This window comes from Streptomyces sp. NPDC052107, from assembly GCF_040680215.1.
Taxonomy (GTDB): Bacteria; Actinomycetota; Actinomycetes; order Streptomycetales; family Streptomycetaceae; genus Streptomyces.
Map to the genome: position 1 here is coordinate 1 of NZ_JBFAWG010000086.1, position 22,445 is coordinate 22,445.

The following is a 22,445-nucleotide window of genomic DNA, read 5'->3' on the forward strand; positions in this document are numbered from 1 at the left end:
GTGTGGCGCGTCATGATCGCCGACGAACGAAGAGCCAAGTCCCTTCCCGACCAGGCGGCTTGACAAGACACAGAGGCACCCCGGGTTCGGTAGAGGTCTCAATTGGTGGCTATGAGCTGGGGTTTCGTGGCTGCTCGGTGAGTAGTTGGCTTCCTACTCGGTGGGCAAGCTGTGCCCTATCTCACCGTGGAGCCGACGGTGGTTGTACCAGTCGACCCACTCGGCGTGGCGAGTTCGACGTGTGCGAGCGTCTTCCACGGCCGCATCGGTTTGATGACCTCGGTCTTGTACAGGCCGATCGTCGACTCCATGAGGGCGTTGATACGGGTCGCCGACCGAGCCGATGGAGGCCGCGATCCGGACGGCATCGAGGTGTTCGGCCAGGCGGAACGACGTGCATCCGAGTGATGAACCAGCTCGCCGGGGGCGGGTGGGCGGCCTTCCCGGTCGCATTGCCACAGGCCCATGTCCAGTACCTCCAGGGCGAGTTGGGTCTCTTTCGACATCGAGGCGGACCAGCCGACGATGCGGCGGGAGAAGGTGTCCACGACGAAGGAGACGTAGACGACGCCCGCCCAGGCGGCGACGTGAGTGAAGTCGGCTCCCCAGGTGCGGTTGGGGGCCGGGGCGACGAAGGCACGATCCAGGAGGTCCAGGGCCCTGGCGGCGGCCGGGTCCGCGATGGTGATGATCACCGGAGCCGGTCATCCCTCGCGCGGGCCTGCCTCTGGTCACGGACCTCGACCAGTTCGACCTGACGGTCCCGATCTTCGCCAGGAGGGGAAGCCGCTCCTCCTGCGGAATGTGAATCAGGGCGTAGAGGGACACCACGGCATCGAAAGATCCGTGCGGGAAGTCTCCGAGGTTGCGTCGGCCCTGACGAAGTCGGCCTCCGGCACGAGCTCCTGAGCCCGACGGATCCGGAAAGTGAGTCATACCCACGCCGGACCACCATTTCCGTCTTCCAGCGGGTGCCGGCGCCCAGCCCCAGGGACTCACAACCGTTGCCCGCTCTCATCTACCAGGCCAGGCGGACCGCCCTGCGTCGGCGGGGACGGCGACGTCTCAACCTGCTTCCGGGATTTGGCATCGGAACACCCCGCGGCGCGGGGAACCAGGCGATCAGCGCAGGCCGCAACGGCTCACCCGAACAGAGGCCCCCCAAAGTTACAAAAGCCGTTCGGCCATTCGAAGGAATTGAGGCAGCGAGACCACCAAGAGTGTCACGGGCCGGTCAGCTCCTTTTTTCCTGCTCGCAACGTGATTCGGAGCTGGGGCAGGGCCGGCACCCGGGCTCGATCCAGCATCTATGGTCCATACAAGCGAGAGTTACAGATATATCCGTGCTTTGTAACACGAACCAGTTCATTCCTCTCATGTCGCCGCAGAGGGCCACAGTGTGGGGCCTCGGCACCGAGCCGAGAATGTCGGATTGCACACCGGCCCCGACCAGGTCGGTGTGCATGCACGAACGTGAGGTGACAGATTCATGTCTGTTTCTCGTACGACGATCCGCCTGATCGCCACCTGTGTGGCTTCGGGCGCCCTCGTCGGCGCGGCCGCCATGCCAGCCCTGGCCGCCGGAACCGACCATGACCGCGACAACGGGAGGAGTTACTCGCACAGCCAGTGGAGCGGCCATGACCACGACGGTCGCTTCGGCGACCGGGACCGTTGGGACCGGGACCGGGACCGGGACCGGGACGGGGGTTGGCACTGGGACCGGTACCGGGGTTGGGTCCGGGATTGGGGCTGGCACCGGGGCTGGGATCGGGACCACGGCTGGCACCACGGCTGGTACGGCGACCGGCACGGGGATCACGACGCCTACCTCGGCCACCGCTAGCCACCTTGGAGGCTGTGCTATGACGCGGAGGGCAACCACCCCCTCTGCGTCGTCATAGCCGGCACGGCCGCCACACCCCGCTGGGGGGCCGAAGACCGTTCCTTGCGGTCTTCGGCCCCCCAGCAGTCGTATCAGCTGCCAGCCCGCCGCGCCATTGAGCGGGACGAAGCGTGATCGCCAGCTGGATGAAGGAGACGAGGCCGACCGTGGCATGACTCGGGCGCGCTCGAGGTCTGGCTGGTTTTCGAATACGGGCCAGGGTTCTCGATGACGCCGCCGACCGCGCACACCTGGTCCCACCGCGGACGCACCCGTGTGGCGAAGAAGCTGGATTGGTCGCCGGCGGTGACCGACTCCCCCACGCGCGGGCGGCCCGTAGGAGCCCAAACCCGGTCCCTGCCCGGCCGACCGCGCACGGTCGGGCAACAAGCACCACATCCCCACCGACGGCCACGGCATCAAGCTCGCGGTGCCGCTGACCAGCGGCAACCGCAACGGCGTCACCTCCACGACAAGGACGCGTTTCCCTCTCCGGCCGAACCCGGGGAGGGCCACGCAAGACCAACGGATGGACGGAATGGCCGAAGTCGGGTGAAGCAAGCGGAGTTGGAGTCGGTGTTCGCGCGGGCGGATCTGCGGTGGCGGATGCAGGACCAAGTCCATGGCTTACTGGGGCAGGCGGTACGCAAGGGACTCGGACGATCTACGCGACGACGTCCGTGCGTGCGCGCTGAGCGGCTCGGATCGGATGGCGTGCTGATCATCGACCTCGGGTTCATCGAGACGGCGGGCAGCACCTCCCGGGCGTGATTCCCGGCTGCCGATGATTCCGTGTCGCCTGCTGGACAGATCCGCCGCCGGCCGACTAAGGGCTGCTTGGCCTGCCTGGCGTGCTCAGGCGGGGTACGCGGTGAGAGTGGCAGGTGGAAGGAACCAGTGATGCGCCGAGCAGAACAGCACCCGAAGCGAGAAGGCCGTCCGCAGGACGTCACGTCGGCTCCGAGCGGGCTGATGGACCTGCTGGGCGTCGCCGCGGTGCTCCTGGAGGCCGACGGCCGGATCGACATGTGGAGTCCGCAGGCCGAAGAGCTGTTCGGCTACACCCGCGGCGAGGCGGCCGGGCAGTACGCGGCGCCGCTGCTGCTGCGCCCCGAACACCGCGAGGCGGCGATCACACTGTTCGCCGAGGTGATGGGGACCGGCCGCGATTGGGCGGGGGCGTTCCCGATCCGGCACAAGGACGGCACCACCCGCATGGTCGAATTCCGCAACATGCGGCTGACCGACAACGCCGGCGACCACTACGCCCTCGGGCTCGCCATCGACCGGGCCACGCTGCGGCACGTGGAACGCAAGGTGGCACTGTCCACCCGGCTGGTCAGCCAAGCCCCGATAGGGCTGGCCGTCCTCGACACCGACCTGCGCTACCTGGCCGTCAACCCGGCCCTGGCGAAGATGCACGGCGTCTCCATGGCCGACCACATCGGCCGCCGCTTTCGCGACATCCTGCCCGGCGCGTCGTTCCGGGCCGCGGAAAGCACGATGCGGCAGGTCCTGCGGAGCGGCGTTCCCGTCATCGAGCAGCAGGTGACGGGCCGTACCTGCGCCGTCCCGGACGACGACCACGCCTGGACGGTGTCGATCTACCGGCTGGAGGACCACCACGCGGACGTGCTGGGCATCGCCAACGTGGTGGTGGACGTCACCGACCGGTACCGAGAAGCCAGGAAGGCCGACCGGGCCCAGCAGCGCCTGCGTCTGATGGCCAATGGCTCCGCCCGTATCGGCACCACCTTGGAGGTGGAACGGACCGCGCAGGAACTGGCCGATGTCGTCGTGCCGGGCCTGGCCGACATGGTCGCGGTGGACCTGTTGGACTCCGTCCTGCAGACAGGCCGCCCAGAGCTCGGCGAGGGCCTTCCATTGTTCCGCGCTCTGGCGGTGAAGACCGCCTATCCCACGGACGCGGCTCAGGCAATCGTTCCGCCCGGCCGGCTCGCCTCCTACCACGCCGACCACCCGGCGGCCCACTGCGTCCGCACCCGCGAGCCCTACCTGATCACCCACCTGGGCAGCGGCGACCACGCCCGGATCGCCGCCGACTCCCAGGCCGCCCGCCTGCTCGCCCATGCCGGGGTGCACACGGACATGGCGGTCCCGCTCATCGCCCGGGAAGAACTCATCGGCGTCATGGGACTGGCCCGTGCCCGCAATCCCCTGCCCTTCGACGAGGACGATCTCGCCATCGCCTGCGAACTCGCCTCGACCGCCGCGCTGAGCATCGACAACGCAGTCCTGCACCAGCACATCCGCAGCGCCGCCGAAACCCTCCAGCGCAGCCTGCTCCCGCAGCTCTCGCCCCAGCACCCCGGTCTGGAGGTTGCCGCACGATACCGGCCCGCGCAGGCTTTTAGCGAGGTCGGCGGCGACTGGTACGACGTCATCGCCCTGGACGGTGACCGCACCGCGCTCGCCGTGGGCGACGTCATGGGCAGCGGCATCCCGGCCGCCACCGCCATGGGCCGCCTGCGTACCGCGACCTCCACCCTCGCCGACCTCGGCCTCGAACCCTCGCGGATCCTCGCCCACCTCGACAAGATCACGCACGGTTTGGACCCGTACATCGCCACCTGTGTCTACGCGGTCTACGACCCCCACCGTGGCCGGTTGCAGCTGGCCTCGGCCGGTCACCTGCCGCCGGTCCTCATCCGGGCCGGCAGACCACCGGAACTCCTCGATCTACCCACCGGCACTCCGCTCGGAGTCGGCGGCGTTCCCTTCGAGACGACCACCCTCGACCTGGAGCCCGGTGACCAGCTCGTCCTGTACACCGACGGGCTGGTCGAAACCCGCAACGATCCCATCGACGAGCGCCTCAACGACCTGCTGCGCCAGCTGTCCGTGCCGTACCGCTCCGCGGAGGAGACCTGCGGCCGGCTCCTGCAACAGCTCCGGCACCCCGCCAGTCACGACGACGTCGCCCTGCTCATCGCCCAGGTACAAACCAGTTGATCAGCGACAGACCGCGGTCGGTGAACGGGGCGGTGGCCCGGTACCGGCTGAGGATGTTCACGCAGGTCCAGCCGATGCCGTGTGGCCCAGGGCGTCACGCATGCGGCGTAGCTTCTTGGAGCCGGAGGAACAGCGGGGTCGTGGGCGGCAGGCTCCCGTCGACGGACGTCACCTGCGCCGCGATCCGGGCCGCGGCGTCAGGGATGAAGGGCCGCAGCTCCTCGGCGAGGACACGGCACGCCGCAACCAGGGTGGACAGGACCGCGTCGAGGCGTTCGCCCGCAGCGGCATTGCCGTGGCGTTCCGCCCGGGCCAGCTCCCAGGGCCGCGTGGCGTCGATGCACCGGTTGGCCTCCTCCACGATGTCCCAGGTGGCGCCTGTGGCGCGGTGGAAGTCGAAGTCGGCCAGGATTCGTCACGCGTCCATGCTCAGCAGCCCCGTCGACGGGGCTGCTAGCAACCGGGCTTGCCGGCCGGCATTCGGTTTTCGTGAGGCCCCGGCTTGCATGACGAGGCAGCTCGGACGGTGGAGTGGCCGGCGCTTCACCGGCCCGACACAGGTTCGAGCCCTGCCCTGGTCCACGCCCATGGGCACCAGGAGGCTCTGCGGTGGATCAGGTACAGGGCGCACAATGGGTGCATGGCTGGTCGCTGGCAGTTCTGGATCGACCGTGGTGGCACTTTCACCGATGTCGTTGCGGTGACGCCGGATTCCGAGGTGGTCAGCCGGAAGCTGCTGTCGGAGCAGCCGGAGGCGTACCGGGATGCGGCGGTCGCCGGGATCCGTCAGATGCTGGGCCTGGGGGAGGACGAGCCGATTCCGGGCGACCGGATCGAGGTGGTGAAGATGGGCACCACCGTCGCCACCAACGCGCTGTTGACACACACCGGCGAGCCGACCGTTCTGGTCGTCACCCGGGGCTTCAGGGACGCCCTGCGCATCGCCTACCAGAACCGCCCCCGCATCTTCGACCGGCGGATCCTGCTTCCGGAGGCCCTGTACGACCGGGTGATCGAGGTGGAGGAGCGGGTGGGCGCACACGGCGAACTCGTCCGTCCGCTCGACCTGGACGCCGCGCGCGAGGCGCTGGCCGCGGCGTACGCGGACGGGTTCCGCAGCGCCGCGGTGGTCTTCCTGCACGGCTACCGCCATTCCGCGCACGAGGCGGCAGTCGCCGACGCGGCCCGCGCCATCGGCTATCGGCAGGTCAGCTGCTCGCACGAGGTCAGCCCGCTGATCAAGCTGGTACCGCGGGGCGACACGACCGTGGTCGACGCCTACCTCTCCCCCATCCTGCGCCGTTATGTGGACCAGGTGGCCGCTGAGCTGAACGGTGTGCGACTGATGTTCATGCAGTCCGGAGGCGGCCTGCGCGCGGCGGGCCGTTTCAGGGGCAAGGACGCCGTGCTGTCCGGGCCGGCGGGTGGGGTCGTGGGCATGGCGCGCGCCGCCACGGGCGCGGGCCATGTCAGGGCGATCGGCTTCGACATGGGCGGCACCTCGACCGACGTGTCCCACTACGCGGGCGAGATCGAACGGGTCCTGAGCACCCAGGTGGCCGGAGTGCGGATGCGGGCGCCGATGACCGACATCCACACCGTAGCCGCGGGCGGTGGCTCGATCCTGCACTTCGACGGGATGCGCTATCGCGTCGGTCCGGACTCGGCCGGCGCCGACCCCGGCCCGGTCTGCTACCGGCGCGGCGGTCCGCTGACCGTCACCGATGCCAATGTTATGCTGGGCCGCATCCAACCCGCCTTCTTTCCCCGGGTGTTCGGTAAGGACGGTGACCGGCCGCTGGACGAGGCCGCGGTCCGTGCCCGCTTCACCGAGCTGGCAGAGGAGACCGCCGCCGCGACCGGGCGGCGCCGAAGCCCGGAGGAGGTCGCTGCGGGATTCCTCGACATCGCCGTGCTCAACATCGCGAACGCGGTGAAGAGGATCTCCGTGCAGCGCGGCCGCGACATCACCCGCTACGCGCTGGTCGCCTTCGGTGGCGCGGGCGGCCAGCACGCCTGCGCGGTCGCCGACCGGCTCGGGATCGACACCGTCCTGATCCCGCCGCTCGCCGGGGTGCTGTCCGCGTACGGCATCGGGGTGGCGGACGCGGTCGCGCTGCGCGAACGCTCCATCGAGGCCGCCCTCGACCGGCCGGAGACGGCAGCCCGCGTCGAGGCCGTCCGCGTGGAGCTGGAGGAGCGGGCACGCACCCAGCTGCGCGAGGACGGCGTGCCGGACGCCACCGTCCGCACGGCCGCCCGCGTTCTGCTGCGTTACGAGGGCACCGACTTCTCGTTGCCCGTGCCGCTGGGCCCAGCCGAGAACATGCGGGCCCACTTCGAACACGACCACCGCGACCGCTACGGCTTCACCATCGGCAAGCCGCTGGTCGTCGAGGCCATCGAGGTCGAGGCCACCGGTTCCTCCGGCCCGCGCACCGCCGCGCCGGCCGTGCCGCCGCCGCAGACCGGGGCACTGCAACCGGCCGACGCCGTACGGATGTTCACCGAGGACCGATGGCAGCCCACCCGGCTGTACCGACGCCGGGACCTGCGCCTCGGCGACAGCGTAGAGGGCCCGGCGATCATCGCCGAGGCGGATGCGACCACGGTCGTCGACCCCGGCTGGCGGGCCGCGGCCGACGAGCACGGTGACCTCGTCCTCACCCGCTCCCGTCCCCGCCCGTCCCGTACGGCGGTCGGCACCACCGTCGACCCGGTGATGCTGGAGGTCTTCAACAACCTGTTCATGTCCATCGCCGAGCAGATGGGTGTACGGCTGGAGAGCACCGCCCACTCGGTCAACATCAAGGAGCGCCTCGACTTCTCCTGCGCGCTCTTCGCCCCCGACGGCAGCCTCATCGCCAACGCGCCCCACATCCCCGTACATCTGGGCTCCATGGGCGAGTCCATCAAGGAGGTCCTGCGCCGCAACCAGGGCTCGATCCGCCCCGGCGACGTCTACGCGATCAACGACCCGTACCACGGCGGCACCCACCTGCCCGACATCACCGTCGTCACCCCGGTCTTCGACGAGACGGGCGAGCGGCTCCTCTTCCTGGTCGCCTCGCGCGGCCACCACGCCGAGATCGGCGGCATCAGCCCCGGATCCATGCCCGCATTCAGCACCGTCATCGACGAGGAGGGCGTGCTGTTCGACAACTGGCTGCTGATGCGCGACGGACACTTCCGCGAGGACGAGACCCGCCAGCTGCTCACCAGGGCCCGCCATCCCTCACGGGATCCGGACACCAACCTCGCCGACCTGCGTGCGCAGATCGCCGCCAACGAGAAGGGCATCCACGAACTGCGCCGCGTCATCGACCAGTTCGGCCTCGATGTCGTCCACGCCTACATGCGTCACGTCCAGGACAACGCCGAGGAATGCGTACGCCGCATCATCGCCACCCTGGACGACGGCGAGCACCGCTACGAGACCGACAACGGCGCCGTCATCCAGGTCGCCCTGCACATCGACCGCGAACAGCGCAGCGCCGTGCTGGACTTCACCGGTACCTCACCCCAGCAGCCCGGCAATCTGAACGCACCCACCTCCGTCGTCATGGCGGCCGTGCTGTACGTCTTCCGCACCCTCGTCGCCGACGACATCCCGCTCAACAGCGGCTGTCTGAAGCCCCTGGACGTGCGCATCCCCGCCGGCTCCATGCTCTCCCCCGCCTACCCGGCCGCCACGGTCGCCGGAAACGTCGAAACCTCCCAGGCCGTCACCGGCGCCCTGTACGCCGTCCTCGGCGCCCAGGCCGAGGGCTCCGGCACGATGAACAACGTCTCCTTCGGCAACGATCGCTTCCAGTACTACGAGACCGTGGCCTCTGGCGCCGGCGCGGGCGAGGGCTTCGACGGCGCGGATGCCGTACAGACCCACATGACCAACTCCCGCCTGACCGACCCCGAGATCCTGGAGTGGCGATACCCAGTGCGTGTGGAGGAGTTCCGCATCCGCGCGGGCAGCGGCGGCGACGGCCGTCGGCATGGCGGGTGCGGAGTGGAGCGCCGGATCCGGTTCGCCGAGCCGATGACGGTCGCGGTCGTCTCCGGTCACCGCCGCATCCCGCCCTACGGCATGGCCGGCGGCGAGCCCGGCGCCCTCGGCGAGAACCTGATCGAACGCGCCGACGGCAGCACCCATCGGCTGCGCGGCTGCGACACGGCGGACGTCACGAGGGGCGACCTCCTGGTGATCCGCACCCCCGGCGGGGGCGGCTATGGACCTGCCGACGGCATCCCGCCCACGGACTGACGAGCGCACGACGGCTTGGTTCTCCACCACTGGATTCCACCAGCGGTCACAGCGTTCATGGAACCGGTCACCGCTCAGGTGCTGGCCCGAGTCACAGGCCGATGTGGGTGCTGGTTTCCGTCAATCCCCCGGGGGTCGGTTCGCCGAGGCGCTCGGCCAGCTGGAACAGGGCGGGCAATGCGTCCTCGATAGCCATCCGGGCGCTGTCGTCGAGCGCGGCGATGGCCGCGTCGATGCGGCGTTCATGAGCCGCGGTCCAAGCGGCGAGCCTCTCCTGTCCCGCATGGGTGAGGGATACGACGGCGACACGGTGATCGGCCGGGTCCACGTCACGTGTGACCAACCCGGCGGCGATCATCCGGCCGATCAGCCCGCTGACCGTACTCTGCGCCAGGCATAGACGGGCGCCCATGTCGCTGACCCGTGCCGGCGAGTGTTCACTGAGCACCTGCAGCAACTCGACCTGCGCCATGGGCAGGGTCTCCCACGGGTAGTCGGTGCGGATCGAGGAGCGCAGCGCACGCCGCAGCCGGGTCACCGCCTCAGTGAGCAGCCGGGCCTTCGGCTCCCCTGCGACCGGACCGGGAGACAACGAGGCAACCTCGGTATCAGGCTGCACGGCCATGGCACAAGGGTAGTCCGGGGCGTACCCGGAAACGGCCCAGCGGCACGCCGCATCGGCTCTACCCGCGCCGGGTATCGCAGACGCATGCAGGCATAGGCGGGTGCCGTGTGGGGCGGGACCCCAGTTGGAGACTTCTCTGCTGAGTGCGGTGCGGCGCATGCTGATGTGGTGTCGGCCGATGTCGATGTCACTGCGGGTGCCGGGGCGGTCTGAATCGAGTGGTGTCCGAAGGCACCGCGGACGCGTGAGCGCGAAGCTGCGTGCTTCGCCCCCGGCGGGCCTTCCTGGTCGGCACTCGCGCAGCCGGATCGGGCAGCGGGTTGGCCTGTGCGGTTTCAGGCAAGGTGTTGCCGGAACCAGGTGGGAGCGGCTGTCCTCGCCTGGGAGAACTGGGCGGCGTAGGGGTCGAAGTGGCGGCCCAAGGACCGTGCGAGAAGGCGGTGGGCGCTGCCCGTCGTCCGGGACGCGCTCTTACGGCATACGGACCACGAGCCGTCGTGGTGGCTCGACAATGTCCTCATGGAGCCGGGCCCGCATCCGATCAGATCCGATCCGATCCGGTGCTGTCACGCCGTATGAAAGGGTTGTCATGCAGGTAGCCGTGGTCACCTTCGACGGGTTCAACGAGCTCGACAGCTTCATCGCGTCCGCGCTGATCAACCGGTGCCGGAAGGACGGCTTGCAGGCCTTCATCACTACGCCGACGCCCGTGGTCACGTCGATGAACGGCGTCGAGGTGACCGGGCAGCGCCCGATGGAGTTCGTGACCGGGGCCGACGCCGTGCTGATCGGCAGCGGCGTGAAGACACGCGACGTGGTCGCCGACGACCGGCTGCTGTCCACGTTGCCACTCGACCCCTCGCGCCAGCTGATCGGATCACAGTGCTCCGGCGCGCTGGTGCTGGCGCGTCTCGGTCTGCTGACCGGCATGCCTGCTTGCACGGACCTGAAGAGCCGATCCCATGTCGAAGCCTGCGGCGTCACCGTGCTGGACGCGCCGTTCCACGCCGAGGGGAACATCGCCACGGCGGGCGGTTGCCTGGCGTCCCAGTATCTCGCCGCGTGGGTGATCACCCGAATGCTCGGGGAGAACGCAGCGCGTGACGTGATCGGCTACGTGGCTCCGGTCGGCGAGAACCAGGAGACCGTCGAGCGCGCCATGCGTGCCACCCACACCGGCCGGCTCGTCCAGCGCTGACGCCCCGCGGTCAGACTTCTCAGGGCGTCTACCGGCGAGCCGTAGATGGCGAGGGAGCACCTGCGGGGGTGCCAGGCACACGGCAGCGGGGCACAGTCCGCGCATCGGTGATATCGATCGAGATTCCGCCGGCTGGGCTGTACCGCCTGACGAACTTGCGTCGTGTCGCACTTCGGACACCGTCAGGGCGGTGACAGTGGACGTGCCGTACTCAACGCTGCTGCCATGAATTCGCGATCTCTTCTCCAGGTCGTCCTCGCAGCGAGTGTGAGCACAGTCCTCGTTGCCGCGACCGCCTCGTCCGCCGCGGCTGCCCAGCCCGTGGGGACCGCGCCGCGTGCCACGACGGCAGGGCACTGGCAGTCCATGGGCCCCGACTCGAGCGGCGGATATCTCGCGTTCACACGGGCGGCGCCATCCCGGCTGTATGTGCTGCCGGACGCCGGGTACAGCGTCTTCCGCAGCGATGATCACGGCCTCACCTGGCGTCAGCCGGGCTGGCTGGGCATGCCGGGTGCGGTCGGTGTGCGTGTGGCGGCCGACCCCGGCAATCCGGACGTCGTCTGGGTGACGGCCAACGCTTCCGGCGGTGACCACGGGTATGTGCTGCGCAGCGACGATGGCGCGGAGACGTTTCACCCGGTGCTGGACACGCAGACGGCGCTCGCCGACATCGTCGTCTCGCCTTCGGGGCGACAGTTGTTCGCGGCGGGTGCGGCCGGGGTGTACGCGAGCGTGGACGGGGGCGTGAAGTGGAGGTTGCTGCCCGGATCCCCCGGCGCGGCGCGTCGCCTCGCGTTCAGCGGCGGCAACCTGGTCGTGGGGACCGGGGACGGGCTCTACCTGATCGAGGATGCGCTGCGGAATCCGCGGACAGCGCGGAAGCTTCCCCTTCCGGGCAGCATCTTCACCACCCATCTGTCCGCGCACGGTGGTCTGGTCGTGGCCTCGCCGCTCAGGGACGGTAGTGCGGTCGTGTCCCAGGACTATGGCAGGACCTGGCGGACGCTGACCGGTCCGTGGGGCACGGACACCGTGGTCTTCAGCGCGGTGGCGGCCGGCGAGATCCATGTGCAGACACTTCAGGCGAGCGCCGACGGCCCCATGGCCCGGAAGAATGTGTGGCTCAGTTCCGATCAGGGGCAGACCTGGACAGCTCGGCCGGAGGCCACCCCGGCCGTCGATCTGTACTCCGACCTCGGCAGCTTTCCGGATCGCCCGCATCAGGAAGTGGTCACCGGTACAGCCGGGGTCTTCACCACGCGCGACTCGACCCACTTCCAGCGCATCGGAGTACCTGCCACCGCGGTCGACGCGCTGGCCCAGAGCGGGCCGGTACTCGTCGCCGGCACCGGCACCGGCAGTTACAGCTCAGCTTCGCCGCTGTCCCGCCATCTGCCAGCCGGCTATCAGGACTGGGGCTGGACGGGGCACTCGCCCGACACCCTGGGCAACACCATCGGCGCCCTGGCCGCCGTGCCGAACGGAATGCTCCGAGTGCGCGACGCGTACTGCCCGGACTCCTGCATCGCTCTGGAACAGTCGAGCGACCGCGGGGCCCACTGGCAGACCCTGACGTTCGCCGACGGGGAGTCACGGTCCCTGGCTGTCGACCCACGGCACCCCTCGCGTCTCTACATCGGTGCCTCCGTCATGTTCACCGGCGTCTACTCCAGCACCGACGGCGGTAGCACTCTCCAGCCGCACTATCTGCCCGGGTTGTCCGGCGTCCGGTCGGTCGCTGTGGATCCGCGTACGGACGGCTCCCTGTGGATCGGAGATTTCACCGGGCTGTATCGGAGCCGCGACGGCGGCGCGACCGTGACCAAGGTGTTCGCGGGAGACGTGGAACGAGTCGCGGTCGACCCGAAGGACCCGGCACACGTGGTGGCGGTCGGCGACCACCTCATCAAGGTCAGTCACGATGGCGGCACATCGTTCGATGACGCGTTCGGCCAACCTTCCGCGACCTACAGCGACGTGACGTTCGCCCCGGACGGGACCGTGTTCGCCGTGTCCGGCGACGCGGCGGACGGTCCGGGCCGGGGAGTGGTCCGCAGCACCGACGGCGGCGCCCGCTGGGCGGACATCTCCGCGGGGCTGCCCGACCGGGATGTGCGCTCGGTTCTGGTCTCCGCGGACGGGCAGTGGCTCTTCGCGGGAACCGGGCGCAGCGGCGTGTACCGACTCGCCGTCGGCTCCCGGTCCCTCAGGCCGTAGCCGACGCGGCCGCCGGGTCCTTCCCGCCCTGCTGCGGCGGGGCGGACCCGGTGGCGTTGTCCAGCCAGCCGAGCCTGCAGGCCTGCCAGGCCAACTGCATCCGGCCCCGGGCCCCGCTCCGGGTCATCAGATCCTGCACCCGCCGCTGCACCGTCCGCGAGCTGACGCTCATCTGCTTGGCGATCGCCTTGTCACTCACTCCGCCGATGAGCATGGACAGCAACTGTCTGTCCTCCGCGCTGAGGTCGCTGTCTGCGGCCTCGTCGATGTGTATCGGGGTGGCCCGCTCCCAGTGGCTCTCGAACAGGGAGATGAGGGCCACCAGGAGGCTCGTGCCGCGCACGAGCGCGGCCGTGGGTTCTCCTGTTGCCTCCTCTCCCAGTGGGCACAGCGCCACTGACCGGTCCGCGATGGCCAGGCGGACCGGCAGCGACGGAAGCACCCGAGCCTTCTCCCCCATCCGCATCCCTTCCTCCAGGCCGACCCATGCGCCCGGCCCGTCCAGCAAGGACGCCTCGTAGATCACTTTGAAACGCACGCCCCGCGCCAGTGCCCGGAACTCCTCGTCGTTGTCCGCCGCGGTCAGGGCTATCGGCTCCTGGCGGCAGAACCACAGCATTTCCTCGCGGGCGTCGCGCTGCAGACTGAGGGCCTGCTGCCGGATCGCCTCCGCACCGGTGAGCACCTCGACGAGCTGGGCGGAGTCACGCCGACGGACGTTCGTGCGGTACTGCTCCGCCAACTGGCCCACAGTCGCCCGGGCCCGCTCCAACTCCGCCTGGCCGTCCACCAGCAGCGGGCCGAGTGCGACATCCGGCGGAGCCGGCACGAACTGGTCTGCCCGCGTCCGGCTGACCAGCCGCTTGTCCAGCAAGGCCGTCAGCAGCGGCTCCACGTCGGAGACCGACATGCCGAGTCGAGCCGCAATCTCCTGCGGGCCGGACCTGTGTCCCGCCACGAGCACGCGGTAGACCCGCTCCTCGTCACCGCTGACGCCCAGAACTTCAAGCACGCTTGCTCACCCTGTCCGTTCGTTGCCTGCCTGTGGGTTGGTAGGCGAAGTGCCGACGACTGCGCTCGACGGGAGCACACAGCCAGACCAAGGATCGCCCACACAGTGCGCTCGGGCGGCGCCAGGGGCCGGGCAGCCAGTGGGTGCTCTCCCACGCGGGTGACGGGGTCGTGCGGGGAGCATCGTCAGCGGGGTCGCACGGCGAGGCTGAGGTCGCCCGAGCGCCCCGAGGATCTCGCGATCGGACCGCATGCCGATCATCCCTTTGCCTTATATCGTGAAACGAAGTGGTCAATCTTCCCAAAGCTGTCGAATCGGCTCATCGGGTCTGCCCGCGTGTGGGGCTGGAGCCGTGTGCGACCGTCCCGAGGAGGACGCGATGACGGACGTGGCGAGCAGGCGGGACGTGGGTGAGCGGCCTGTGGCCCCGGAACGGGTCATGACGCTCACGGTGAACGGACGGCCGTACGCCCTGCGGATGGACACGCGGGTCACCTTGCTCGACGCCCTGCGGGACCGGCTGGGCCTGGTGGGTACCAAGAAGGGCTGTGACCAGGGCGCCTGTGGCGCCTGCACCGTCCTCCTGGACGGCCGCAGGGTGCTGGCCTGCCTGACCCTGGCGGCGCAGGCGGAGGGCCGGGCGATCACCACCATCGAGGGCATCGCCGACGCCGACGGTCCGCACCCGGTGCAGCAGGCGTTCATGCACCACGACGCCTTCCAGTGCGGCTTCTGCACGCCGGGGCAGATCATGTCCGCGGTGGCGCTCATGGCCGAAGGCCGGGCCGGCTCGGACGAGGAGATCCGGGAGTTCATGAGCGGAAATCTGTGCCGGTGCGGTGCCTATCCCAACATCGTCGCCGCGATCCGCGAGGCGGCCTCCCGGGGAGGTCACGATGCGCGCCTTTGACTACGTCCGGGCCACCGACACCCGCGAGGCGGTGCGGTTGCTGGCGGAGGATCCGGCGGCGTCCTGCCTCGCGGGCGGTACGACACAGCTCGACCTGATGAAGGACGGAGTCCTGGAGCCGCCGCGGCTGATCGACATCACCCGGCTCCCGCTGCACGGCATCGAACGACGCGGCGAGGCCCTCCACGTGGGGGCCCTGGCCACCATGGAGGAACTGGCCGCCGACGCCACGGTGACCGAGCGCCTGCCCTTGGTGCGCGAGTCCCTCCTGCAGGGCGCGTCGGTGCAGCTGCGCAACATGGCCACCATCGGCGGCAACCTGCTGCAGCGCACCCGCTGCCGCTACTTCCGCGACCCCACGGTTGGCGAATGCAACAAGCGCACGCCGGGTTCCGGCTGTGCCGCGGTGCAGGGCGCGGCACGTATGCACGCCGTGCTCGGCGCGAGCGAGCGGTGCATCGCGCTGCACGCGTCCGACCTGGCCGTCGCCCTGGTGGCGCTCGACGCGGTCGTGCACATCCAGGGGCTGTCCAAGGCCCGCACCGTGCCGCTGACGGACTTCTACCTGACGGCCGACGAGAGCCCGCAGCGCGAGAACGTCCTGGAGCACGCCGAACTGATCACCGAGGTGGAGATCCCGCTCCCGCCGCCGGCCGCCCGGTCGGGCTACCTCAAGGTCCGCGACCGGGCATCGTACGAGTTCGCGCTCACCTCGGCCGCGGTGCTGCTCGTCGTGGAGGCCGGCACCATCCGTCAGGCCCGGGTCGGCCTCGGCGGCGTGGGCACGAAACCCTGGCGGGCCTACGAGGCCGAGCACGTGCTGACCGGCGCGTCCGCCACGACGGCCACGTTTCAGGACGCGGCCGAGACGACCATGCGCGACGCCTTCACCGTCCCCGGAACGGCGTTCAAGGTGCCGCTCGCCCGGCGCACCCTGGTGCGCGAGCTGCAGACCGTCTCAGGAGTGACCACATGAGCACCGTGGAAAGCAGGCCGCGGGTCGGCGCGGGCGTCAACCGGGTCGACGGCCCGCGCAAGGTCACCGGCACCGCCCCGTACCCGATGGACTTCAGCGTCCCCGGTCAGTCCTACGGTGCCCTGGTGCAGAGCACCGTCGCCGCGGGCCGGATCGTCCGCATGCACACCGACGCCGCCGAAGCCGCCCCCGGCGTGATCACAGTCCTCACCCACGAGAACATCCCGAAGGTGCGGACGGGTCCCGTGACGGCCATCGGGCCGTCGCTCCCTGCACCGTTGCGGAACGACCGGATCCTTCACCACGGGCAGCACATCGCCTTCGTCGTGGCCGAGACTCCGGAGCAGGCCACCGCCGCGGCGCGCCTGGTGCGGGCCGACTACGAGGCCACGGAGCCATTGCTGGACCTCCATGACGCGCGGGCCGAACAGCTCATCGATCCGTGGGAGACGGACACCGCGCGCGGCGACACCGCCGCAGCGCTGGAGTCCGCCGAGGTGACCCTCCGGGCCACCTACACCACGTCCGACAACACCAACAACCCGCTGGGGCTGTTCGCCACCCTGGCCGTGTGGGAGGGCGACACCCTTACCATCCACGACACCAGCCAGTGGCCGTCGATGGTGCGCACGACCCTGGCCATGGTCTTCGGCATCCCTGAAAGTTCGGTACGGGTCCTGGTGCCCTACGTCGGCGGGGGCTTCGGCGCCGGGCTGCGCGCGTGGCCGCACGTGACCCTGACCGCGATGGCCGCACGAATGATCAAGCGACCCGTCAAGCTGGTGCTGACCCGGCCGCAGATGTTCACCTCCGTCGGGCACCGGCCCAGCGGGGTGCAGTGGCTGAGTGTCGGTGCCACGCGTGACGGCGAGCTGGTCGCTCTGGACCACCGCAGCCTCAGCTCCCTGAGCATGGAGGGCACCGACTATGAGCCGTTCGCGTCGGGAAGCGCCTATGCCTACCGGTGCCCCAACGTGATCACGCAGGACCGTCAGGCCCGTCTCAACATCGCCGTGCCGATGTCGATGCGCGCCCCGGCCGAGGCGCAGGGCAACTTCGCGTTGGAGTCGGCGCTCGACGAACTGGCCTGCCACCTGCACATGGATCCGCTGGAACTGCGGCTGCGCAATCACACCGACGTCGACCCGCGCAACGGGCTGCCCTGGTCAGGCAAGGCGCTCCTGGAGTGCTACGAGGTCGGTGCGCGACGCTTCGGCTGGTCCGACCGGACCCCCGAGCCGCGCTCCATGAGAGACGGCAACTGGCTCGTCGGCTATGGCATGGCGAGCGCGTGGTTCCCCTATTTCGGGCAGCCGTGTTCGGCGCAGGCCACCATCAACAGCGACGGTAGCGCGTTGGCGCGCAGTGCGGCGACGGACATCGGCACCGGCACCTACACGGTGATGGCCCAGCTGGCCGCAGACGAACTTGGACTGCCCCTGGATCTGGTCCGCTTCGACCTGGGCGACTCCGACATGCCCAACTCGACGATGGCGGGCGGCTCCGGCCTCACCGGCGCGCTGGGCAACGCCGTACACGACGCCTGCCGGCGACTGGTCCGCTCCTTCGCCGAACTCGCGTGCGGCGACACCGACTCGCCCCTGCTGGGCTGCTCCCCGGACGACGTGGAGTGCACCGACGGCAGGGTGCACCCTGCGGGCCGCCCGGACCTCGGAGAGTCGTACGCCGGCATCCTCGCCCGGCACGGGCTGTCCGAACTCACGGCTAACGGCAACAGCACACCGCCGGTCGCCACCGAGCTGGGCATGTCCCTCGCCGGCGCGTACGGCGCGAAGTTCGTGGAGGTCCGGGTCGACGCGGATCTCGGCCTCATCCGGGTGGCACGGGTGGTCTCCGCGATCGACGGTGGCCGCATCCTCAACGAGAAGACCGCGAGGAGCCAGATCATCGGCGGGACGATCGGCGGCATCGGCATGGCCCTGTTCGAGGACACGGTCACCGACCCGCGCACGGGGCGCATCGCCAACGGCACGTTCGCCGACTACCTGGTCGCGGTCAACGCCGATGTCCCGGACCTGGACGTGGTCTTCGTCGGCGAGCCGGATCGCGGTACCGCCACCGGCACCAAGGGTGTCGGCGAGGTCGGCCTGGTCGGCATCGCGCCCGCGATCGCCAACGCCGTGCACCACGCCACCGGCAAGCGCATCCGCGAGCTGCCGATCACACTGGACGCCATGCTGTGAGTCGCCGTCGAAGCGGCGTTGTCTTGTCGTAGCCGGGCGTCTCGTCGGTTTTGGCAGGTCCCGCGCGTGCCATACGCGTCGCCCCTGATGCTTGAACCGCCCGTCAACGCCCCGTTCGGTTAGGTCGAGGTCATTCCACTGTGTGATGCGCAGTGGATCAAGCACCAGCCGACGATGACGGCGGGGTGACGCGGTCCCGGCAGCCACCGGAGAACGCCGATGGGCGCGTACGCCGGCACGGCGTCGGGCTATGCCGCCGCGCTGGATCGCCGCGCGGGGCGGCCCATGCTCGGCCCCAGACGTGCAAACGGCGCCCTCTCCCTGTCCCCGATGGTCCCCGGCAAGGGCCGCGCCGGAGGGGTCACTCCCTTGGCGGGTCTTGAACTCGCTCTCCCGCTGGAGGCCGCGGCGATGCGCATTCTGTCGCTGTCGCCGAAACCTAGCGGGATCGAAAGTGCCACTTAGAAGGACTTCGAGCATAGTGATGATATGAGCATATGGGATAAACGGGACGACATGATCGTGCACCAGACCGAGCCCTACAACGCTGAACCACCTCCTGGCGCGCTCATGGACCCGGTCACCCCTCTGGACACCTTCTATGGCCGCAACCATGCCCCGATCCCGCGCGTGGACGGGGCGAGCTGGCGGCTACGGGTGGACGGCATGGTCGACCGCCCGCTGGAATTGTCACTGGACGAACTGCGGCGCCGCTTCCCCGAACGGAAAGTGCTCGCCACTTTGCAGTGCGCAGGCAACCGCCGCGCCGACCTCGTGGAGTTCCGCGACATACCCGGCCAGGTCCCCTGGGGCCCCGGAGCCATCTCCACGGCATGGTGGACCGGTGTGAGCCTGGCGGATGTACTGACCGAGGCAGGGCTGCAGGCAGAAGCGGCCCACATCGCCTTCACCGGTGCCGACGTGTCACAGGACGCCGACCCGCCACAGCCCTTCGGCGCATCCATACCAGCGGCGAAGGCCACCTCCAGCGAGGTGCTCCTGGCCTGGGCGATGAACGATCAGGCTCTTCCCGTCGCGCACGGCGCCCCGCTGCGTGCCGTCGTCCCGGGCTACTTCGGCGCCCGCAGCGTCAAATGGCTCCAGCGCATCACCGCACAGACCGAACCGTCCGACAACTACTTCCAGTGGGAATACAGCATCCTGCCTCCCGAGGCCGACCCCCACAAGGCAGGACCGGGCGACGGCATCACGCTCGGGCCGGTCGTGATTCACATCGCGATCCTGCGGCCCGGCAAAGGCGCCCAACTGCCGTCCGGACCTACCGAGATCACCGGCGTGGCCTTCGCCGGCGACGACCGCACGGTGACACGCGTGGACGTGTCCCCCGACGGAGGCACCACGTGGGTCCACGCCGATCTGAACGCACCGGACAACCCATGGACGTGGCAGCACTGGCGCGCCACGCTCACCCTCCCGGCCGGGGACGCAGAACTCCTCGCCCGCGCCTGGGACTCCACCGCAGCCGTACAGCCCGAGTCCCCAGCGACGGTCTGGAACCCCAAGGGCTACGCCAACAACGCCTGGGCCCGCCTCCACGTCACCTGCGACCGCTGAAAGCCGGGCGGCCAGGCCGCAGATCCCGACGGCACGCCGACGAACCCGCGGACACCTCCGCACCGCTCAACTTCGAGGGCCCCCTTGACGCAGCACGATGGCCGCGATTGGCGTCGAAACGGGGTAGTGAGCACGCGGTTCAGGACAGGGACGCGCCCCGGAAACCCGTCACATCGCGGCACAACCGGTGACGGGTCCCGGGCATGTCAGATCACGGCGCAGTGGCCTACGCCTCAGATCCGGCCTCGCAGCAGGTGCCCCGCGACACGAACGGCAGCTTCGGCAGCCGCGGGAGGGGTGACCGTGCGAACTGGTCACGGGTGAGGTCGGCCTCGGCTCCCAGTCTCAAGCGGTTCCTCCGTGGTGGCCCCTGAACCGGCGCGCCACACTACAACGCCGCCTCCCCGGCCGTCGCCTGCCACGCGGTCCGGGCGGCCTGCCGAGACTGCGGCGGCGGCACGGGCTGAAGATGCTGGGCGGCCTCGGCGGCGGTGTAGGAGGAGGCGAAGGTGAAGGCACGCGGAGACGGCCCGTGCGCCCGCAGGTCCGCCAGCCTTTCCATGGCCTCCGCGACGGTCGGGAGATGACCGGCGGGAACCCACCACAGCACCAGGTGCGCCGTGGCGTGCCGCTCGAACCACTCGCGGCGCCGCCGCACGACCTCCAGATGTCCGCTGCGGTAGGTGAAGTCCCACAAGGCCTCCTGGCTCTGCCACACCGTCAGGTTGACGATGACGTCCTCGCCCGCCGGCCGCAGGCCGGTGGCGTCGGCCGACCCTTCCTCCACGAGCCGCCACACGAAGCCGGGCGCGCCGTCGGCGGCGGCGTTGACCGGGTCGAGCATCTCGACGAACGGCGCCATGCGCGGATCGTCGAGGGGGTGACGGAGCGTGGCGATGTTGAGCTGGGCCAGGTGGGCGGCGTGCGTGGATGCGGTCATGGCCACATCTCAGCACCACCCCCTTTCTATGTCAATCAGGATTGTTTTTAGAAGTCTCGACCACCACGCAGCACTCCCCCGGCCGGGCGTCCATGCGCGCACGCACGGGACCGTCCTGGCCGAGCAGCCCCTCCAGCAGCGCGAGATTCATGCCGCAGACAAGCGGCGGAAAGCGTTCCGCGACGGCGTGGAAGGGACAGTTGCGCATACGGACGACCCGCACGGCCGGCTCGGCCGCCCCTTCGGCGGCTTCGGCTCGGACGTCCTCTGCGTCTTCAACGCCTTCCAGATACGGCTCGTAGCCGCGGGCGGCCAGCATCTCCATGACCTCTTCGAGGCCGCCGCAGGGCGCCGCCGATCCACGCAGGGCCTCGCCCCGGCGGCGCGCGGCCGCGCAGAGCCCGGCGTCCAGCCCGGCCTGCTCGGCGGCCTCGGCGAGCAGCTCCGCGGCGGTTCGGTAGTCACGGGCGGGCAGCGCCACCGACCGCTCGGCCCGCGCCCGCGTGTACACCTTCGCGGGACGACCCGCCCCCGGCCCCGAACGGCCCGTCAGGCGGCGACTACCGGTCTCCAACAGCCCGGCCTCGGCCAGTCTGTCCAGATGATGCGCAGCGAGCGTACGCGCCACCCCGGCCGCCTCGGCAGCCTCGTTGCGGCCGACCTCACGACCCTGCGTCACCACGTACTCGTACAGGCGGCGCCGCACCGGATCCTGCAACACCGCGATCGCATCGATATCCTCCACCCGACCATTCTAGATACAACACAGGTCGGAGATAGAAAGGGCGAACGGCACCGCCCAGGACCAAGGCGGCCACAGGCGCTCACACACCCTGGAACACGGTCGCGCGGTAGCCTGCTCGTGAGGGCAGCAGCCATGGCCGATGGCGTACGTATCCGGCTCCTCGGCGGGTTTTACGTGACGGTCGGGGACCGTCCGGTCGCCGCCGGGGCGTGGCGGCTGCGCAAGGCCCGGAGTCTTGTGAAGGTGCTCTGCCTGTCGCCGGGTCATCGGATGCACCGGGAGAAGATCTACGACCTGCTCTGGCCGGACCTCGACCGGGGAGCGGCGTCGAACAACTTGCACCAGGTTCTGCATGCCGTGCGCCGTGCCCTGGCCTCCGCGGGGACGCCGGACGACATCGTCGTACTGCGCGATGACATGGTGCTGCTCGGACTCGGCGGCGGCGTTCGGATCGACGTCGACGAACTCGACGCGGCGATACGGCAGGCCATGAGCAGCGGCACGGAAGCGGACTGTCGTGCGGCACTCGCTCTGGCCGAGGGTGAGCTGCTGCCCGAGGACCGTTACGAGGCCTGGGTCACCGAAGCGGCCGAGGCGCTTCGGAGGCGACGGACGGTCCTGGATCTGGAACTGGCCGAAACGCTCGAACGCGATCACCGTAGGGCCGAGGCCCTCGACGTACTGCGGTCGCTGGCCGCCAGGGAACCCTTGGACGAGCCCGGCCACCGGGCGCTGATGCGGACACTGGCCGACGCCGGGCGGCGCCGGGAGGCTCTGGCGGCATACGAGCGATTGCGCGACGCGCTCCAGCGGGAAGCCGGAGCGGACCGTTCCTAATCAGTGAGCAGTAGTGAGTCTTGGACCCATACCTGGTCACTGCGGGCATCCCGAACGGTTTTGGATGTCCTGGTCGCCCGCTTT

The 22,445-nt window shown here is 69.8% G+C and carries 16 protein-coding genes and 1 pseudogene; 11 read left to right on the forward strand and 6 right to left on the reverse strand.

From position 1 onward, the window contains the following. Window positions 1-176: 176 nt before the first annotated feature. Window positions 177-695 carry a DDE-type integrase/transposase/recombinase gene (locus AB0M27_RS39630; protein WP_365729643.1) on the reverse strand — a complete coding sequence of 173 codons (519 nt, stop codon included), beginning with the start codon at window positions 693-695 and terminating at the stop codon, window positions 177-179. A gap of 794 nt (window positions 696-1,489) precedes the next feature. On the opposite strand from AB0M27_RS39630, the gene AB0M27_RS39635 reads away from it, so the two are divergent. The 3 genes and pseudogenes from AB0M27_RS39635 (at window position 1,490) to AB0M27_RS39645 (ending at window position 4,858) form a co-directional block, all read left to right on the forward strand. Then, window positions 1,490-1,846, forward strand: coding sequence for a hypothetical protein (locus AB0M27_RS39635; protein WP_365729645.1), 357 nt, complete (start codon window positions 1,490-1,492; stop codon window positions 1,844-1,846). Between the two features lie 391 nt (window positions 1,847-2,237). Beyond that, window positions 2,238-2,351 (forward strand): annotated as a pseudogene (locus AB0M27_RS39640) (IS5/IS1182 family transposase); the annotation flags it as partial. Between the two features lie 434 nt (window positions 2,352-2,785). Next, window positions 2,786-4,858 carry a SpoIIE family protein phosphatase gene (locus AB0M27_RS39645; RefSeq protein WP_365729647.1) on the forward strand — a complete coding sequence of 691 codons (2,073 nt, stop codon included), beginning with the start codon at window positions 2,786-2,788 and terminating at the stop codon, window positions 4,856-4,858. Window positions 4,859-4,952: 94 nt separating this feature from the next. Here the strand turns inward: AB0M27_RS39645 and AB0M27_RS39650 are convergent, their stop codons facing one another. Then, complete coding sequence (locus AB0M27_RS39650) at window positions 4,953-5,219, reverse strand: hypothetical protein (RefSeq protein WP_365729649.1); 267 nt, start codon at window positions 5,217-5,219, stop codon at window positions 4,953-4,955. Between the two features lie 279 nt (window positions 5,220-5,498). On the opposite strand from AB0M27_RS39650, the gene AB0M27_RS39655 reads away from it, so the two are divergent. After that, the gene (locus tag AB0M27_RS39655; protein WP_365729651.1) at window positions 5,499-9,119 is read left to right on the forward strand and encodes a hydantoinase B/oxoprolinase family protein; all 3,621 of its coding nucleotides are present in this window, start codon (window positions 5,499-5,501) and stop codon (window positions 9,117-9,119) included. A gap of 91 nt (window positions 9,120-9,210) precedes the next feature. Here AB0M27_RS39655 and AB0M27_RS39660 read toward each other — a convergent pair whose 3' ends face one another. After that, the gene (locus tag AB0M27_RS39660; protein ID WP_365729653.1) at window positions 9,211-9,744 is read right to left on the reverse strand and encodes a MarR family winged helix-turn-helix transcriptional regulator; all 534 of its coding nucleotides are present in this window, start codon (window positions 9,742-9,744) and stop codon (window positions 9,211-9,213) included. Window positions 9,745-10,333: 589 nt separating this feature from the next. On the opposite strand from AB0M27_RS39660, the gene AB0M27_RS39665 reads away from it, so the two are divergent. Together AB0M27_RS39665 and AB0M27_RS39670 are read left to right on the forward strand one after the other, a co-directional pair. Then, window positions 10,334-10,942 (forward strand): DJ-1/PfpI family protein, encoded by a 609-nt coding sequence (locus AB0M27_RS39665; RefSeq protein WP_365729655.1) that lies wholly within the window; start codon window positions 10,334-10,336, stop codon window positions 10,940-10,942. Window positions 10,943-11,167: 225 nt separating this feature from the next. Further along, entirely contained in the window at window positions 11,168-13,162 is a 1,995-nt protein-coding gene (locus tag AB0M27_RS39670) for a hypothetical protein (RefSeq protein ID WP_365729657.1), read from the forward strand. Here AB0M27_RS39670 and AB0M27_RS39675 read toward each other — a convergent pair. Next, window positions 13,152-14,174 carry a LuxR C-terminal-related transcriptional regulator gene (locus AB0M27_RS39675; protein WP_365729659.1) on the reverse strand — a complete coding sequence of 341 codons (1,023 nt, stop codon included), beginning with the start codon at window positions 14,172-14,174 and terminating at the stop codon, window positions 13,152-13,154. The two genes, AB0M27_RS39670 and AB0M27_RS39675, sit on opposite strands and share 11 nt — an antisense overlap. A gap of 379 nt (window positions 14,175-14,553) precedes the next feature. On the opposite strand from AB0M27_RS39675, the gene AB0M27_RS39680 reads away from it, so the two are divergent. From AB0M27_RS39680 to AB0M27_RS39695, 4 genes are all read left to right on the forward strand, one after another. Further along, window positions 14,554-15,084, forward strand: a complete 531-nt coding sequence (locus AB0M27_RS39680; RefSeq protein ID WP_365729661.1) for a (2Fe-2S)-binding protein — start codon at window positions 14,554-14,556, stop codon at window positions 15,082-15,084. Further along, window positions 15,071-16,060 carry a xanthine dehydrogenase family protein subunit M gene (locus AB0M27_RS39685; protein ID WP_365729663.1) on the forward strand — a complete coding sequence of 330 codons (990 nt, stop codon included), beginning with the start codon at window positions 15,071-15,073 and terminating at the stop codon, window positions 16,058-16,060. Before AB0M27_RS39680 ends, AB0M27_RS39685 begins: the two co-directional genes overlap by 14 nt. Beyond that, entirely contained in the window at window positions 16,057-18,264 is a 2,208-nt protein-coding gene (locus AB0M27_RS39690) for a xanthine dehydrogenase family protein molybdopterin-binding subunit (protein ID WP_365729665.1), read from the forward strand. The genes AB0M27_RS39685 and AB0M27_RS39690 overlap by 4 nt, the downstream gene beginning before the upstream one ends. 489 nt (window positions 18,265-18,753) lie before the next feature. Next, entirely contained in the window at window positions 18,754-19,839 is a 1,086-nt protein-coding gene (locus tag AB0M27_RS39695; RefSeq protein ID WP_365729667.1) for a sulfite oxidase, read from the forward strand. Window positions 19,840-20,227: 388 nt separating this feature from the next. Here the strand turns inward: AB0M27_RS39695 and AB0M27_RS39700 are convergent, their stop codons facing one another. Together AB0M27_RS39700 and AB0M27_RS39705 are read right to left on the reverse strand one after the other, a co-directional pair. Continuing rightward, window positions 20,228-20,779: a DUF3291 domain-containing protein gene (locus AB0M27_RS39700; RefSeq protein ID WP_365729669.1), complete on the reverse strand. Its 552-nt coding sequence runs from the start codon at window positions 20,777-20,779 to the stop codon at window positions 20,228-20,230. A 31-nt stretch (window positions 20,780-20,810) separates the two neighbouring features. Continuing rightward, entirely contained in the window at window positions 20,811-21,524 is a 714-nt protein-coding gene (locus AB0M27_RS39705; protein WP_365729671.1) for a transcriptional regulator, read from the reverse strand. Window positions 21,525-21,656: 132 nt separating this feature from the next. Between AB0M27_RS39705 and AB0M27_RS39710 the strand changes: the two genes are divergently transcribed. Further along, a complete protein-coding gene (locus AB0M27_RS39710) occupies window positions 21,657-22,361 on the forward strand; it encodes a BTAD domain-containing putative transcriptional regulator (RefSeq protein WP_365729672.1) in 705 nt (234 codons plus the stop codon). The last annotated feature ends 84 nt before the right edge of the window (window positions 22,362-22,445 follow it).